This window comes from Pseudomonas sp. TWP3-1 (assembly GCF_049896625.1).
Classification (GTDB): domain Bacteria; phylum Pseudomonadota; class Gammaproteobacteria; order Pseudomonadales; family Pseudomonadaceae; genus Aquipseudomonas.
This window is the reverse complement of sequence record NZ_JAFCUQ010000006.1, coordinates 76,265-92,224: the sequence shown is the minus strand read 5'-3', so window position 1 is coordinate 92,224 and position 15,960 is coordinate 76,265. Positions and strand designations below refer to the sequence as shown.

Below are 15,960 nucleotides of genomic sequence, written 5' to 3'. Positions count from 1 at the left end.
AGGAGGTCCGCCGACCCACAGAGCGACCGTGCGTGCTGACTCCCGCCCGTCGAAATCCACTTCAAGAAAATTGACCGCAAGCAGGAGGCACCTCGTCCCCGCCGAAGTCATTTGGAACGCAGTATTTTTTAAGTAAACTCCGCCACTGCCGACATCAAACCTGCGGTGCTCATTGGGCACGCCGACGAATTTGCAGTCGCATCCAGCGAGTTCTATCTTTGCCCCCTATTTAAATTGGTTTGAATATGACAACTCCACCGTCCGCCCGAGGTGCTCGCCTGGCTTCTGAACGCTTGCCCGACCAGGAGTGCGAAGTGCTGGTCGCGCAGCAGCCACCTCTCGACGACGGCGAGCGGCCAATCGGCGTGGTCATCCATGCGTATTTTCCCGAAGTGCTGCAAGACATTCTGGTTCGTTTGATCAAACTGCCCGAGCGCTTGCATCTCTACGTGACTTGCGTGGCGGGAGGTGACGATGCGGTAAGTGCTCGACTGGCGGCCAGCGGATTGAGTTATTCGCTATACCGGGTACCCGATCTTGGGGGGGACGTTTTGCCGTTCCTGCGCATGCTGCCGTTTTTGCGCGCCGATAACATCCGCACGCTGGTCAAGCTGCACACTACGCGTTCGTTGAACTTGGGCGGGGCGCAAGAAGGGGGCCTTGAGCTGCTCGATGACCTGCTGAACCCCGTACGCTTGCGCCGAGCGGTTGAACGTCTTGCCGAGCCGGTGCATGCACCAATGGTTGGTACTCAACAATACTTGCGGCCGGTCACCAGATCCCTTAGTGAAATCGACCGCACGTTGCTTGTCACCCTCGCCGAGCGTGCTGGTATTGATCCGCAAGAAATCAACGAGGCGGAGTTTTTTGTCGGCAGCCAGTTCATTGCGCGCACTGAAGTGTTTGCGCCCCTGGAACGGATGCAACTGACGGGCAAAGATTTTGAAACTGAACGCGGCCAGCTTGACGGCACGCTGGCACACGTCTTCGATCGATTTTTTGGCGTACTGGCGAATGTTGGCCGAGCGCAGCGGAGCCTCGACCTTTATCAACGCTGGCTAGCGACACGGCAATTGGCTGCGGTCGAGTTGGAGGGGTTACCCGCTCGACTGGCGAGCTGGCCGCGGCAACCGGACGTGTTGATCGTGTTGACCGATACCACCGGTGACATTGGGTTGTTGCATTCCAGTTTGAACAGCATCGACCGCCAGCTGTATAAGGCCGCGGCGATTGTGGTGCTCTCGAATGCCGAACCGGTAGACGTGACGCCTGCGGACAATCTTGCCTGGCTACCGCTGGCTGAATCCTGGCCGAGCCAGCTCAATCAGCTGCTGCAGGAAATCGACGTTGACTGGTGCTACCTGCTGCGGGGCGGCGACGAACTTGATCCCCACGCGCTGCTTTTACTCGCCGAAGGCATCGCCCTGAATCCCGGTGTCAGCGCTTGCTACAGTGATGAAGACGCGCTGACCGCTTCCGGTTGCCAGGGGCCGGTATTCAAGCCGGATCTGAATCTGGATATGTTGCGCAGTTATCCGTATGTCGGTCGAGCATTGGCTTTCAGTCGCGAGGCGGCGCTGGCTGTTGATGGCTTCGATCCCGCCTTCAGCGAACTGGCGCCGCATGATCTGCTTTTTCGGCTGATCGAAACCCATGGGCTCGGCACGGTCGGGCACTTCGCCGATGTGTTGGTGCACCAGACAATCAGCTTCTCCCAGTGGCTCGCAGAACCCCAGGTGATCGCCAATTCGGCGGCCATCGTCGAGGCGCACTTGCTGCGCCTGGGCGTGGCTCATGAGCTGCAGGCCGGACCTTTGCCAATGGCTAACCGTGTGATCTACCAACACGCCGAGCAGCCTTTGGTGTCCATCCTTATTCCCACCAAGGACTGCCTGCCGATGCTGCTGCGCTGCATCGAAAGTATCATTGAGAAGACCCGCTATACCCATTACGAACTGCTCATCGTCGACAACAACAGTGAAACCGCCGAAGCCCGAGACTGGTTCAGCGGCATGGAGCAGCTGGATGACGCCAAAGTGCGCATCCTGCGTTACCCGCACCCGTTCAACTACTCGGCAATCAACAATTTCGCCGCCAGCCGTGCCCGTGGCGAATATCTGGTGCTGCTCAACAACGACACCGCGATCATTGATGGCGACTGGCTTGGTGCAATGCTCCATCACGCCCAGCGACCGGAAGTGGGGATCGTCGGCGCCAAATTGTTATTCGTCGACGGGACTATTCAGCATGCAGGCGTGGTCCTCGGTCTGCGTGGCGTTGCCGACCACCCGTTTATCGGCGACTCGACGCAGTCCAACGGCTATCTGCACCGCTTGCATCTTGATCAGAACTACAGCGCGGTCACCGCCGCCTGCATGATGATCAGCACCGAGTTGTACCGAGAAGTGGGTGGAATGGACGAGGTCGATCTGGCCGTTTCCTTTAACGACGTGGATCTGTGCCTGAAAGTCGGCCAGGCTGGCCGATTGATCGTCTGGACGCCGTATGCAGTGCTCGTTCACGAAGCCAACGTGAGCCAGAGCAAGGTCGACAAAAACAAGGAGCAAGCCAAGCGCCAGCGCTTCCAGCGCGAACAGTCGGTGATGTACCAGCGTTGGCTCGCGCAGATCGCCAACGATCCGGCCTACAACCGCAACCTGACGCTGGAGGGTGGCGGCTTCTCCTCGAAATATCGCACCGACACGGACTGGCACCCGTTTGCCAGTCGTGAGTTGCCGCACGTGTTGTGCCACCCGCTCGACTCTTTCGGCAGTGGACATTATCGAGTGCGTCAGCCCTTCGCTGCGCTGAAAGCCGCGCAATTGATCGGCGGGGCGGTGCGCGAAGAGGGGCTGCAACCGACAGAACTGCAGCGCATGGCGCCGGACACGATCATTTTCCAGGGGCAACACACAACGCCGCACTTGGAGTTCATGCAGAACACCAAGACATTATCCAATGCCTTCAAAGTGTACGAGCTGGATGACTATATCCTCGACGTGCCCGCCGGCAACTTGCACCATGATGTGCTTCCCAGGGACATCGCCAAGCGCGTGAAGAAGGCCTTGGCGCTGTGCGATCGGCTGGTAGTCTCGACCCAGCCGCTGGCCGATGCGCTGCAGGGGTTCAACCCCGACATCAGAGTTGTGGAAAACCGCCTGCCCGGCCATTGGTGGAGCGGTCTGGTCGGCCAGCGCCAACAAGGCAGCAAGCCTCGGGTCGGCTGGGCCGGCGGTTCGAGTCACAGCGCCGACCTGCAAGTGATTGCCGAAGTGGTGCGTGCGCTGGCAGGGGAAGTTGAATGGGTGTTCATGGGTATGTGCCCGCCGGCGCTGCGCCCTTATGTCCATGAGTTTCATAGGGGCGTGGATATTGAAAAGTACCCGCATAGACTGGCCGGCTTGAACCTCGATCTGGCTCTGGCGCCGCTCAAAGACAATCTGTTCAACGCCTGCAAAAGCAATTTACGGTTGTTGGAATACGGCGCCTGCGGCTTCCCGGTGATCTGCTCGGACATCCTCTGTTATCGCGGCGACTTGCCGGTGACGAGGGTCAGCAACAAAGCGCAAGCCTGGATTGCGGCGATTCGCGAACATCTCGCTGAACCCGATGCCAGCGCCAAGGCCGGAGTTGCGCTGCGTAGCGTGGTACTCGATAACTGGATGCTCAAAGACGAACATCTGTTGGCGTGGCGAAGTGCCTGGCTGGCGGATTGAATGAGAGGCCTGCCTCACGGCAGGCCGTCAACCTGCACTAATCCGCTCGATAGCCCGCACCAACGCCGGTCGCTTTTCCAACCATTCAGCCTTGGTAATCCCCAGCAATACAACATCAACCCGCGCACCATCCTTGACCACGTTCTGCCGTCGCACACCCTCAACCTCAAACCCGAACTTCTGGTGCATCTTGACCACAGCCGAATTGCTCGCCAGCACTTCACAATTCAACTTCTCCAGCCCGACAACATCGAACGCGTAATCCAGCATCCAGAACTCGATAACACTGCCCAGCCCTTTCCCCTGCAAATTCACGTCGAGATAAAACGCCCAGTCCGCGCTTTTATGCTGAGCGTTGATTGCATTAAGCGAAACCACGCCAACCGTCAGCTCATCCTTGATCACCGCAAACACCTGCTGACGAGCATTACCCTTCAGGGACGACAGCCAATTCGCATGTTCCTGCTCGGAAATTTCGTGCGAGGTGTACATGTATTTGCGCACATCTTCCTGATTGCGAAGGGTGCGTACATGCGCCTGGATCGTGGGGCTGGCGTCGGTCAGAGGGATGAACTGCATGGTGAGGGTCCTTGTCTCGCGCGAGTTCGAAGCTGAACCCGCGCTGTCGATGATGCACGAACTACCAGTTTAGAGCGTAAGACCGGTCATCAGGCAACCCCGGTCAGGCATTCAGTGCATCCGCCAACGCCTTGGCTTGTTGATTGGCTGTATCCCGCGAAGATAGATCGACGCCCGCGCCAAGCAGGGTTTTCTCAACAATCAGCGCGTGCACATCGCTCACCCCGATGAACGCCAGCCATGCTTCGACGTAAGGCTTTTGAAAGTCGAAACGTACGGCCGGAGTAATCGATTGCGCCGAGAAATCCATTCCACGCGCATAAGCGACCACAGCTGTTTTGCCCTTGAGCAGACCTTGCAAACCATGCTCCGGATCGAAGCTGAACAGAATGCCGTTCTGGGATACCAGATCGATGAAATGCTTGAGCTTGTAAGGAATGCTGAAATTCCACAGCGGCACCGACAGCACTATGAAATCTGCGCGGTGCAGCGGAGCGGCGAGTGCTGCAAAAGCGTCCCAGGCCGATTGTTGCGCCGCAGTCAGGGGCGTGCCGGTGATCCCCGCGTACTTGGCGTTCAATACCTCTTCGTCCAACTCTGGCAGTTGGCAGTCCCACAGATCGAGAGTTTCGAGTTGGGTGTCTGGATTATTTTGTTTAAAGCGGCTGATGAAACTATGGGCGACGTCCCGTGACGCAGAGCGTTGTTTGCGCGGCGAGCATTCGATGTGCAGAAGGGTGGGCATGGAGAGTCTCGACTACTGATGGGGAATCGAGTCATTGCAACATAGCTGGCCGCGAACTATAAATCGTAAATAATTCAGCCATTGATCACATATCTCACTATGTTCGACGCCCTGTTGCTCAAGACGTTTGTCACCGTTGTCGATGAGGACGGCTTCGGCCGTGCCGCGCAAAAGCTGCATTTGACCCAATCGGCGGTCAGCGGCCATCTGCGCCGACTCGAGGCGCAGGTCGGTAAACCGCTGCTCAAACGCACCACCCGATCCCAGCAATTGACCGCGGATGGCGAGCGCTTGATCGCCTATGCGCGCGCGATCCTGGCGCTGAACCGCGATGCCTGGGCGCAACTCACGCGCGCGCCGTTTGAAGGGCGAGTGCGCATCGGTGTGTCAGAGGATTTCGTCGAGGCGCGGCTGTTGCGCGCGTTGCAGGACTGCGCGGCCGCGCATCCGGGCATGCAGATCGACGTGCAGGTGAATATTCCCGGCACGTTGCTCAAGCAGATGAAGCAGGGCGATCTGGAATTGGTGATCGGTTCCGTATGCGAAACCAGCGAGCCGGGGCTGTTGCTCTGGCAGGAACCGCTGGTGTGGGCGTGGTCGGCGCAACCGATGATCGAGCTGCCGAGGCCATTGCCGCTGGCGCTGTTCCCCGAGCCGTGCCCGTATCGCGAAGCGGCGCTGACCCGTCTGGCTCAGGCCGGCATTGCCCAGCGCACCACCATGCTGTGCGCCAGCACCGCTGGCCTGCGTGCTGCCGCGTTGGCCGGTTTCGCCGTAGCACCCATGGCCGCCAGTCAGCTTGGGCATGGCCTGACGGTGCTCGGTGCAGAGCTGGGCTTGCCGCCATTGCCCGACGCGCAGTTTCGTCTGTTTAGCGCCGAGCATGCCGATGCACAAATGATCGCCGCGCTCTCGCGGGTGATCGTCGAATACTGCTCGATGCGGCGCCAGTAACGCCTCTTACAAGCCCAGGCCTTCCTGCACCACTTGCAGCAGGTTGTTTTCTGTCAACGCGATCGCATCCAGTTGTTGCCCGCTCTCGATTGTCTGCAACCACCAGTGGCTCTCGCCATGTTCATCGACCGTGCGCAGCAGCGACGCATCTTCGCCCGGCAGTTTGATCTGCACGCGACCGGCGCCGTCCGCGGTGAAGCGTTCGATGGGATCAAACGTCAGGCTGTGGTGGTTGGCTTCGATCAGTAGCTGGTCGATGGCGTAGTTATGCGGCTCGCCGTCCGGCGACGTTTCGCATACATGGGTAGGAACGCGTCGAATTTTCAGTCCGACTTCGGTGACCGGTTGCAACCAGGCTTCGATGCGGTGGTACAGGTCGTAGACCAGCGCTGGCCAGCAATCGATGTCCAGTTCGGCGCTGGTGATTTCGTCAGCATGGGTGTGCCGGGTTTGTTTGAGTTTCGCGGCGAGTTCGTCTGCTTTACTCATGTCGGTTCCCTGGGGTGATTTGACTTAATCGTAGTCCTTTCAAAGTAATGCAGGTTTTGTCCTGCGTCATGCGCTTGCAACACATGCGTGACTCAATACCCTCTGACCCAGTGTTGGTCAGTCACGGAAACCACGGACGCAGGCGTCCCAAGGAGCGGGAACATGAAAAAACTTCTTACAATTATGGCCCTGATTGCGCTGACGGTCGGCGGCATTGGCGTGAGTTCGGCGCGCCAGTCGCAAACCAGCCAAGCGCCAGCGGAGTCAGTGGCGGGGGTGTTCGATTACTACCTGCTGACGCTGTCGTGGTCGCCGACGTTCTGTCTGACCCACAAGGACGACGCGCAATGTTCCGGCAAAGGCTACGGATTTGTCCTGCACGGTTTGTGGCCGCAATACGCCAAAGGCGGCTGGCCGGAATCCTGCCCGCCGGTAACCAACCTTTCGGCGGCGGAAACGGCCAAAGGTTTGACGTTATTTCCAACGAAAAAGCTGCTTGATCATGAATGGGCCAAACACGGCACATGCAGCGGCCTCGGCGCGATGGGCTATCTGGATGCATCTGATAAAGCCGTTGCAGCAGTGAAAGTCCCCGAGGAACTGCAACCGTTCAGCACCTCGTATTACTTCGAGGCGCAGGAAATTGCCGACCTGTTTCGCAAGAGCAACCCCGGCATCGCGGCGAACGGTATCGCGGTCATTTGTAACGGCCCGGAGCTGTCGGAAGTGCGCGTGTGCATGGGCAAGGATCTGCAATTCGGTACATGCGGCAAAGGCGTGAAAACCCAATGCCGGGCAGGGGATATCCGGGTTCCGCCATCGCGCTGATGGAATGACAGACAGTTGAACAAGAAGGGCGTCCAGATGGACGCCCTTCTTGTTTTCGGATTTGAAGCGCTAGGCTACTTCGCGCATGCTTGCGCGCAAATGGACTAGCACTTCTCACGCAAGGAGCCTTCATGAGCGGTAAACCAGCAGCCCGAGTCACCGATCCAACATCCTGCCCACTGCCGGGACACGGTACCAACCCGATTGCCAGCGGCTCGCCCGATGTAAATTTCGACGGTTTGGCGGCGGCGCGATTAACTGACAAATCCGCCTGCGGCAGCCCGATCACGGGCGCTGTATCTTCGACGGTGTTTATCAATGGTTTGAACGCCGCGACACTGGACAGTACCGGTGGCCACGGCAACGTGATTATTGGTGGTTCCGGCACGGTCATCATTGGCGACACCGTAGTCGTCGCGCCTTTCAGCGGCCTGCAGTCCATGCCAGTGCACTTCACCGACCGATTGAAACTGGTCAACGACGTGACCGGCGAACCGATGCCCAACCATCCGTACATGATTCAGCGCGCGGACGGGCGCATGGAGCCTGGCGTTTCTGACTCTTCTGGATTCACGCACACAGTCAGCTCGCATCTTCCTGAAACCATCAAGCTGTTTTTGGAGGAGTGAGGCATGGCTGCTGAAACGGTGACGTGTGAGAAAGGCAACAACTACAAGCTGCACAAGGAACATGCGCTGACGAATAAGAAGGATGTCAGTGATAAGGCTGTTCCGGTGGAGAGCACTAAAGCGATTGTTGTGTTTATCGGGGGCGCTGGGGATAAGGAGAGTTATTATTTTTCAGGACCATATGAAAATATCCTGGAAGCGCGGGATAAATTCGATGTCCGCACACAAAAGTTGATAAAAGACGGCAAGTACAAGTCTGAGTGGTTGGGCTACAACGAGGTCAGGGGGAAACAAGACATTCAGCGGCATGTTCTGAGCCTGATTCCGTACAAAAGCTGTCCTGTCTACATAGTTGGACATAGCCTCGGCGGCTGGAATGGCGCTCATCTGACAAAAATAATGTCGGAATGGGGTTATAGAGTACAGATGTTGGTCACCCTTGATCCGGTGGGTGAAGGGGCGTTGGTCTGGTTGGGCTCGGACATCTATCGCGAGCGTCCTGCCCCGGTCGCTGTCGACTGGATCAACGTAAAGGCTACACCCAGCAAGAAAGATCAGTCAGATGGGGTAGCTGAATTTGGTGAAAAATGGCTGATCTCTTGTGGGCCTTCAATAAATGCCAATGTCGACGCGAATCATGCAAATGCATTCGGGCTTTTCACGGCGCGTATCGCCGGTGACAAATCGGCAAGTGACCTGTTGTTTGAGGCAATCATGAAGGAGTTCCCGTGATGCAGAAAGGTCTCCTGTGCGCGCTTCTAATTATTTGCTCGGGCTGCGCGAAAGATCACACCAAGCCTCCAGCAAATTTGAGTTTTCTATCTGTTGAAAGAGAAGGCAGCCTCAGTTTGTATGCCATCAAGTATCAGTCGGATGTTGATGTGCTGGATCTATTTGATCGAGGAGAAAGACAAGGCATGGTCTCAGGCAAGCTCAAGTGCGCTTTGGGAGAAGACCAGGATTTCTCGCCTGGCAAATCTTTGCGGTTTTCTGCATTCGGCTTGATAGAGTCTGAAAGAAATGAAGGTAATCAGGCGAGATTCACCTATTTCACCAGCGCGTTCGTTACCGAGACCTCCAGTAGCCGTAGTTCGGAAAGAAATCTGTCACCGGCAGAAATCAACCAGCTCCTCTCCGGCAAACAACAAATCCCCTGCAAAGTCGTCGTCACCGCCTACGGCTACAATCCCTACTACTCAAACACCATGAATATCCCGGTCGCTGATCTACTGCGCGAAGTCAATAAGCCCTGAGCTCACTGTTGACGGGAGGGCGAGCAAATCCCTCCCGCAACTGTCGAAAAAATATTTCCCCAAACCCGTCATCCATTTCCCCCTCGCGCCGATACCCACAACGTCGGGTCAATCGCGGTCGTACTTGTTTGCCCCGCGCCCCCCGGTGAACTACGCTCACCATAACCAAGGGTTTCGGGCTTTGGCCCCTGTCGTACCTGCCCAGGACATGCTTTTGCCTATCCCCATTCACGATCCGCATCAGGCCCCCGGTGGCACGTTGAAACGGCTGCCGCTGCGTAAAGCGGCGGCGCTGTTTATCGTTGCGGTGTGTTTGTGTCTGTTCGGTTTGCTGTACCTGCAACTGGAACAGTCGCGGCGCCAGGATCTGGCGATTGCGCAGATGGCATCGGCTAACTTGACCCGGGCGATGGCGCAACAGGCTGAGGACACTTTTCTGGCTGCCGATCTGGTGCTGACCAGTCTGGTCGACTGGATCGAAGACGATGGCTACGGCGCAACGCAAAAGCCGCGTTTGCAGAAAACCCTGGCGCGGCGCGTGCAGCAACTCGAGCAGTTGCACGGCATGTTTTTGTTCGACCGTAACGGGCAGTGGGTGATCACCTCGTTCCCTGACCTGCCGCGCGGCAATGGCGTGGCGGATCGCGAATACTTCAAGTTTCACCAGCAGAATGTCTCTGCGGTAGCGCACATCGGCCCGGCGATTCGCAGTCGCGAAAACGGTGAATGGATCATCCCGATTTCCAAACGCGTCAATGACCGGCTGGGCAACTTCCAAGGCGTGTTGATGGCCGGCATCAAGATGTCGTACTTCGACCAGTTCTTCAAAAGCTTCAGCCTCGACGACAACGGCACGATGTTCCTTGCGTTGACCGATGGCACCTTGCTCGCGCGTCGACCGTTCGTTGAATCGCTGATTGGCACCTCGATGGCGCAAAACGAGATTTATCAGAAGCTGTTACCCAATGCCCCGGCGGGCACGGCGATGATCGAATCGGTGTTCGACCGCGTGATGCGCCTGTACGGCTACCGGCAATTAGCGGCGTATCCACTGGTGGTTGCGGCTTCGTCGTCGCGTGACACGATTTTGCAGAGTTGGCATGCCCGGGCGTTTCAATCCAGCGTGATCGTTGCGTTGGTCATGCTCGGGGTGGGGCTGTTTGGCTGGGTGTTCATTCATCAAGTGCGCGATGGTGAGCGGATCGAGAAGAACTTGCGCAAGGCCCAGCGAGCGCTGGAACTGATTGCGACCCACGACAGCCTGACCGGCCTGGCCAATCGGCGTCTGTTCGAGCGCTCGCTGGATATCGAGTTCGCCCGTGGCGCGCGGCAGTCGAGCCCGGTGAGCCTGATCATGCTCGATATCGATTTTTTCAAGCGCTATAACGACGCCTATGGCCATGTCGCCGGTGACCATTGCCTGACTCAGGTGGCGCAGGTGGTCAAGGGCTGCTGCCAGCGCAAGTCCGATCTGGCGGTGCGGTACGGTGGCGAGGAATTCGCAGTGTTGCTGCCGGATACCGATATCAACGGGGCGCTGGCGATCGCCGGGCAGATCCGCCGCAGCGTTATGGACAAGCACATCACCCACAGTGGTTCGCCCACTGGATATCTCACCGTGAGTTTGGGCTGTTATTCGTTTATCCCACGCGGTAACGACAGCATTGAAGCGTTCATTCAGCGTGCCGATGCGGCGTTGTATCAGGCGAAAAATGCCGGGCGCAATCGTGCAGCAGTGCTGTCGATGGATGGGGAAATTGGCGAGCTGCTGCGCTCGGATCGCTGATCACGAGCGCAATCAAAACCGGCCATGCTGCTCACTTTGGCCGGCTCTTGTTCGTTCAGCCGCCAGTGCCACCGCCGGCACCGCCCGTCCCGCCGCCCGCCGAGCCGGTGCCGCCACCAGCACCCGAACCTGAACCACTGGCGCCGCCATTGGTGCCAGTGCCGCCGCTGCCGGAATTACCGCCAGAAGGCGCGCCCGGCGTGTTGTCCGGCGGCATGGTCGAGCCGCTGGTAGCGCCGGATTTGGTGCCGGTCGCATCAGCGCCGTCGTTGGCGGCGAAGGTGGCGGCGGAGGCCGTGGCCAGCAGGCCGGCCAATAACAACGAAGTAAATTTGCGCGTCTTCATGGTACGTCTCCAAAAAGGGGATTTACCTGATATTGGTCTGACGCGTGAAAGGCTTGGTGCCGGCCATGTGACGAGCGGTCATCCCTGCATGTGCCCAAGTGGCCTACTCGTCTTCCGGGAGATTGGCTATTTGTCTGAACCCGCCTCGGGTCTAACGTAGCCACACATTCACTTGCCCCGGAGCACAACCATGAAACCTCGTATCGATTTCTACATCGCCTCCCCAGATGCGCTGAAAGCGATGATCGCGTTGGAAACCGCCGTATCCAAATTGCCACTGGAAAAGACCCTGATCGAACTGGTCAAGCTGCGCGCTTCGCAGATCAACGGCTGCGCCTTCTGCATCGACATGCACACCGCTGATGCGATCAAGGGCGGCGAAACTCCGCGTCGTCTGTTCGCCGTGACGGCCTGGCGTGAAGCGCCGTTTTTCACTGAGCGTGAACGCGCTGCACTACTGTGGACCGAATCGCTGACCCAACTGAGCCTGACCCACGCGCCGGATGAAGATTACGAAGCCGTCGCCGCGCATTTCTCGCCAAAGGAAATGGTCGATCTGAGCGTGGCGATCAGCACCATCAACAGCTGGAACCGCCTGGCCGTAGGCTTTCGCAAAACCCCGCAGGCCTAAGTGATCAATGGGTATCGGCACTCGGCGCGGCCGGAGGCCGAAGCTTGCATCCATCATCATGATCCAGCGCAAACCGAGCGTGTCATGTCGGCCGTCAGTTGCTTGCCTTGACCCAGTTTCCAGGCGTGGTGCCGGTCAAGGCTCTGAAGAAAGCGATGAACGCGCTATCGCTGGCAAACCCCAGTTCGAAGCCGCAGTAACTGAGGCTGCGTCCGAGGGTCAGTAGCTCCATCGCGCGCATCAGCCGCCATTGTTGGCGCCATTGCTGATAGCTCATGCCGGTCTCGCGCTGGAAGATTCGGCCGATGGTGCGGCTGCTCGCGCCGATTCGTTGCTCAAGCTGTTGCAGTTCCGGTGGCAGGCGCTCGGGTGTTGCCAACAGGGACGCCAGGCGCTTGTCTTTCGGCAGCGGCAAGAGCATCGGTTGATGCGTCGCGTCGCGGATTTCGTTCAGGCTCAACGCCAGCAAGTGGACGAATTTTCCCCGTTGCCAATCAGTGTCGAAGTCGGCCATTGCCATCGGTTCCAGTACCGCTCGTAACAACGCGCTGACTTCAATCACGCACACCTGTTGTGGCAGGTCGCGGCATAGCTCAGCGTTCAGGTAGATGGAGCGGTAGTCCACGCTGCGCTGCATCACTGCGCGATGAGTGATGCCGGCGGGAATCCATGCCGCGCGCGAAGGTGGCAGCAAACACAATTGCTCCGCCAGCGTGATGCGCGTGCAACCTTCGCGGGTGTAAAGCAATTGTCCGCGCTGATGCTGATGCAGCCCGGAGTCATGGTCGCCGAGGGCAGCTGCAATGCCGATCACCGGCGCTTCGAACAGGTCGGGATCAAATGTTGCTGTTGCATCAAGCCACGCCATTATTTGTCCGATTTAAACGATAAGTTGGCAAAGTCTGGATAGTACGCCAAGCGCGGCTCTTTAAACTCCTCGCGGTTCAACTTGAGGAGTGACACGCAAATGAACAGTCGCCGTCTTTTGGTGCTGGCAATTGCATTGCTGATGTTTCCGCAGATCGCGCAGACCCTGTACAGCCCGGCGCTCGGGGAAATCGGCCGAGCGTTTGGAGTCGGCCCGCAGGCGGCCGGGCAGACTGCGTCAGTGTATTTTCTGGCATTTGCCGTGGGTGTTGTAACGTGGGGCCGGGTGTGCGACTTGATCGGACGTCGACCTTCGATGCTTGCCGGGCTGGCGATTTACGCACTGGCGTCGGTCTGGGCACTGAGTGTCAGCAGCTTTACGGGGCTGTTGATGGCTCAGGCGTTGGGGGCATTCGGGGCGGCGGTCGGCTCGGTGGTGACGCAAACGTTGCTGCGTGACCGCTTTGAGGGGGTGCAACTGTCGCAGGTGTTTTCGCTGGTGGGCATGGCGCTGGCGGCCAGTCCGGCGCTTGGTCTGTTCAGTGGATCGATGCTGGTCCAGAGCTTCGGTTATCGCGGCGTGCTCGGCGCGTTGTTGTTGCTGGCACTGGGGTTGTGGTTCTGGAGTTGGGGCGCTTTGCCGGAAACCCGTCCACCTCAACAGACGTCTGCCGGTCTGATCGAAACGCTCGCACGGATGCTGCGGGATGGGTCGATCTGGTGCTCGGCTGTGTGCGTCGCCTCATTCAACATCGCGTTATTCAGCTATTACAGCCTCGGCCCGTTCATGTTCGAGCGACTTGGCCTGAGCGCGTCCGCGTTCGGTTACAGCGGTGTAGTGCTGGCATTGGGCTCGGGGTTTGGAGCATGGCTCAACAAACGTCTGCTGCGTCGAGGGTTCAGTGCACTGCAATTGATACGGTTCGCCGCGCTCGTCGGTTTGACCGGCGGTTTCGGTGTATGGCGGTTGCAGGACAGCGGCGTATTCGTACTGCCAATGGTGCTGGTGGTGCTGGCTTTCGGCATGGCGATCCCGAATATTCTTGGTTCGGCGCTGGCCAATTACGCAGATCGGCGCGGCACCGCAGGGGCGTTGTTGGGCTTGCTCTACTACCTGCTGATTGGTGGCGGATTGATGCTCGCGGCCTGGAGCCAGGCACTCGGGGAAACCCTGATGGCGTGCAATGGCATTGTGTTGCTGCTGGTTTTTGGTGCCAGGAAAGCATTTGTTTAAAAAATGTAAGCGTTGTAGGACGCGTCTTGCATTTGTGTAGGAAGGCTCTGACTATCACGGCTATTGATGGCATCGCATTACGCCAGTTGATTGCAAGGATGTTGAGTGCCGTATTCGTTCTGCGCTGTACCTCGTCGTAATTGTCTGCCTCGTCCGCTGTTGTCGGCCTTGCTGTTGAGTGTGTGTGCACCCAGCGTATTTGCCGCTGAACCAGTCGCTCCGGGTCAGGAGGTACTGCGCCAGCAACAACAGCAACAGCGCGATCTGCAACAGCTTCAGCTCGAGCAGAGAAAGCGCCAACTGGAGCGCGGCGCTTTCGGGCCGGCACCGATCGCGCCGGTGCTTGCCGAATCGGTCAAACCTGATGAACGCTGCTGGCCCTTGAGCGGCACGCGCATCGGCGGCGTAACCTTGATCGACAGCGAAAAACTCAACGCGCGGATCAAGCCGCTGCTGGCGCCGTGCATGGGCGTCGGGCAGATCAATCACCTGTTGGCGACCATCACCGCGCTGTACGTCGAGAAGGGCTACATCGCCAGCCGACCGTACCTGAGCAGCGCCCCGGTCAACGGGCAGTCGCTGGATATTCTGGTCGACGAGGGCTACATCGAAGCGATCGAACTGGCCGACCAGAGCCTGCCGGTATCGTTAGGCGGCGCGTTCCCCGGCATGCTCGGCAAGCCGTTGAACCTGCGCGATCTGGAGCAGGGCCTTGATCAACTGAATCGCTTGCGTTCAGTCGATCTGACCGCCGACATCGCCCCCGGCAGCCAACCCGGCGCGTCGAAAATCATCCTGCGTTCGCGCACCTCCGGCCAGTCACGCTGGACGCTCGGAGCCGGCATCGACAACCTCGGCAGTGCCAGCACCGGGCGTGATCGCGACACCCTCAGCCTGAGCCTCGACAGCCCATTGCAACTCAACGATCTGTTGAGTCTGAGCGCCAGCGACACACTCAATCAGGGCGATCGCTACAGCCGCAACGCCAGCCTGTATTACGCGATTCCTTACGGCTACTGGACCTTCAGCACCTTTGCCAGCCACGCCGAATATCGCGCGCCGTTCAAGCTCAGCAGCCTGACTCTCCACAGCACTGGCATCACCGATCAAGTCAGCCTGCGTGCAGATCGCGTGCTGTGGCGCGATCAGAGTCATCAGCTCAGCGCCAATCTGCAACTGGCGCACAAGGATGTCGACAGCTATCTGGAACACGTGCGCCTCGGCATTCAGAGCCCGACCCTGACCGTGGCTGAAGCGGGACTCAATCTGTTCTGGCTCGACCGCGCGGTGTGGAACCTCGACCTCAATTACGCCCAAGGCCTGCGCTGGTTCGGCGCCGACGACGATGCCCAGCGTCAAGTCAACAACCTGCCCAAGGCACAGTTTCGCAAATACCGCGCCGGCCTCAGCCAATGGCGCAACGGCCAGCTCGGCACGCAAGCCTGGCAATGGCAGAGCCAACTGAATTTGCAGTACAGCCCCGATCCGCTGCCAGCCATCGAACAACTGCTCGGCACCGACGATTCCGCCGTGCGCGGTTACCGCGTCAGCAGTGCGTCCGGTGCCAGCGGGGCAATCTGGCGCAACACCTTGCGCCTGCCACTGCGCAGCGACTGGCCGCTGCAGGTTACGCCACGGGTCGGCCTCGACCACGGCTGGATCAAGGCTGACCACGGCGCCCAGGGTCAACGCCTGAGCGGTGCCAGTCTTGGCGTCAATCTGGGCTGGAAAAACCTGCAAGTCGATGTCGATTACCAACGCAGCCTCAACACCCCAACCGGCCTGCACAGCGAGCCTGAAACCTGGCTGATGCGGGTCGGTGTGCAGATTTGAGGGCGCAGATATGAATGTCAGTGAACAACCAGTCTCGGATCTGAGCGCGACAGCCGAGGCCTTGATCCCA

General features: G+C 58.7%; 15 protein-coding genes. 10 read left to right on the top strand and 5 right to left on the bottom strand.

Going from position 1 to position 15,960, the window contains the following annotated elements:
• Positions 1 to 245 precede the first annotated feature (245 nt).
• Complete coding sequence (locus ACP7BN_RS10600) at positions 246 to 3,716, top strand: glycosyltransferase (protein ID WP_426203852.1); 3,471 nt, start codon at positions 246 to 248, stop codon at positions 3,714 to 3,716.
• Positions 3,717 to 3,743: 27 nt separating this feature from the next.
• On the opposite strand, the gene pseH is transcribed toward ACP7BN_RS10600, so the two are convergent.
• A complete protein-coding gene (pseH, locus tag ACP7BN_RS10595) occupies positions 3,744 to 4,295 on the bottom strand; it encodes a UDP-4-amino-4,6-dideoxy-N-acetyl-beta-L-altrosamine N-acetyltransferase (RefSeq protein WP_426203851.1) in 552 nt (183 codons plus the stop codon).
• Positions 4,296 to 4,398: 103 nt separating this feature from the next.
• The gene (locus ACP7BN_RS10590; RefSeq protein WP_426203849.1) at positions 4,399 to 5,040 is read right to left on the bottom strand and encodes an FMN-dependent NADH-azoreductase; all 642 of its coding nucleotides are present in this window, start codon (positions 5,038 to 5,040) and stop codon (positions 4,399 to 4,401) included.
• Positions 5,041 to 5,139: 99 nt separating this feature from the next.
• Between ACP7BN_RS10590 and ACP7BN_RS10585 the strand changes: the two genes are divergently transcribed.
• Positions 5,140 to 5,994, top strand: a complete 855-nt coding sequence (locus ACP7BN_RS10585; protein WP_426203848.1) for a LysR family transcriptional regulator — start codon at positions 5,140 to 5,142, stop codon at positions 5,992 to 5,994.
• A gap of 6 nt (positions 5,995 to 6,000) precedes the next feature.
• On the opposite strand, the gene ACP7BN_RS10580 is transcribed toward ACP7BN_RS10585, so the two are convergent.
• Entirely contained in the window at positions 6,001 to 6,483 is a 483-nt protein-coding gene (locus ACP7BN_RS10580) for a hypothetical protein (protein ID WP_426203845.1), read from the bottom strand.
• A 162-nt stretch (positions 6,484 to 6,645) separates the two neighbouring features.
• Between ACP7BN_RS10580 and ACP7BN_RS10575 the strand changes: the two genes are divergently transcribed.
• The 5 genes from ACP7BN_RS10575 (at position 6,646) to ACP7BN_RS10555 (ending at position 10,979) form a co-directional block, all read left to right on the top strand.
• Positions 6,646 to 7,311: a ribonuclease T2 gene (locus tag ACP7BN_RS10575; RefSeq protein WP_426203843.1), complete on the top strand. Its 666-nt coding sequence runs from the start codon at positions 6,646 to 6,648 to the stop codon at positions 7,309 to 7,311.
• A 131-nt stretch (positions 7,312 to 7,442) separates the two neighbouring features.
• Positions 7,443 to 7,940, top strand: a complete 498-nt coding sequence (locus ACP7BN_RS10570) for a PAAR domain-containing protein (protein ID WP_426203841.1) — start codon at positions 7,443 to 7,445, stop codon at positions 7,938 to 7,940.
• Between the two features lie 3 nt (positions 7,941 to 7,943).
• On the top strand, positions 7,944 to 8,672 hold the full coding sequence (locus ACP7BN_RS10565; RefSeq protein WP_426203839.1) for an alpha/beta hydrolase: 729 nt from the start codon (positions 7,944 to 7,946) through the stop codon (positions 8,670 to 8,672).
• Positions 8,672 to 9,193, top strand: a complete 522-nt coding sequence (locus ACP7BN_RS10560) for a hypothetical protein (RefSeq protein WP_426203838.1) — start codon at positions 8,672 to 8,674, stop codon at positions 9,191 to 9,193. Before ACP7BN_RS10565 ends, ACP7BN_RS10560 begins: the two co-directional genes overlap by 1 nt.
• Positions 9,194 to 9,407: 214 nt before the next feature.
• Entirely contained in the window at positions 9,408 to 10,979 is a 1,572-nt protein-coding gene (locus tag ACP7BN_RS10555) for a sensor domain-containing diguanylate cyclase (protein WP_426203836.1), read from the top strand.
• Positions 10,980 to 11,034: 55 nt separating this feature from the next.
• On the opposite strand, the gene ACP7BN_RS10550 is transcribed toward ACP7BN_RS10555, so the two are convergent.
• Positions 11,035 to 11,325: a hypothetical protein gene (locus ACP7BN_RS10550; protein WP_426203834.1), complete on the bottom strand. Its 291-nt coding sequence runs from the start codon at positions 11,323 to 11,325 to the stop codon at positions 11,035 to 11,037.
• A 190-nt stretch (positions 11,326 to 11,515) separates the two neighbouring features.
• On the opposite strand from ACP7BN_RS10550, the gene ACP7BN_RS10545 reads away from it, so the two are divergent.
• A complete protein-coding gene (locus ACP7BN_RS10545) occupies positions 11,516 to 11,956 on the top strand; it encodes a carboxymuconolactone decarboxylase family protein (RefSeq protein WP_426203832.1) in 441 nt (146 codons plus the stop codon).
• 94 nt (positions 11,957 to 12,050) lie between these two features.
• On the opposite strand, the gene ACP7BN_RS10540 is transcribed toward ACP7BN_RS10545, so the two are convergent.
• A complete protein-coding gene (locus ACP7BN_RS10540; protein WP_426203831.1) occupies positions 12,051 to 12,824 on the bottom strand; it encodes an AraC family transcriptional regulator in 774 nt (257 codons plus the stop codon).
• A gap of 99 nt (positions 12,825 to 12,923) precedes the next feature.
• Between ACP7BN_RS10540 and ACP7BN_RS10535 the strand changes: the two genes are divergently transcribed.
• Both ACP7BN_RS10535 and ACP7BN_RS10530 read left to right on the top strand, forming a co-directional pair.
• Entirely contained in the window at positions 12,924 to 14,057 is a 1,134-nt protein-coding gene (locus ACP7BN_RS10535) for an MFS transporter (RefSeq protein WP_426203830.1), read from the top strand.
• Between the two features lie 105 nt (positions 14,058 to 14,162).
• Positions 14,163 to 15,890, top strand: a complete 1,728-nt coding sequence (locus tag ACP7BN_RS10530) for a ShlB/FhaC/HecB family hemolysin secretion/activation protein (RefSeq protein WP_426203828.1) — start codon at positions 14,163 to 14,165, stop codon at positions 15,888 to 15,890.
• The last annotated feature ends 70 nt before the right edge of the window (positions 15,891 to 15,960 follow it).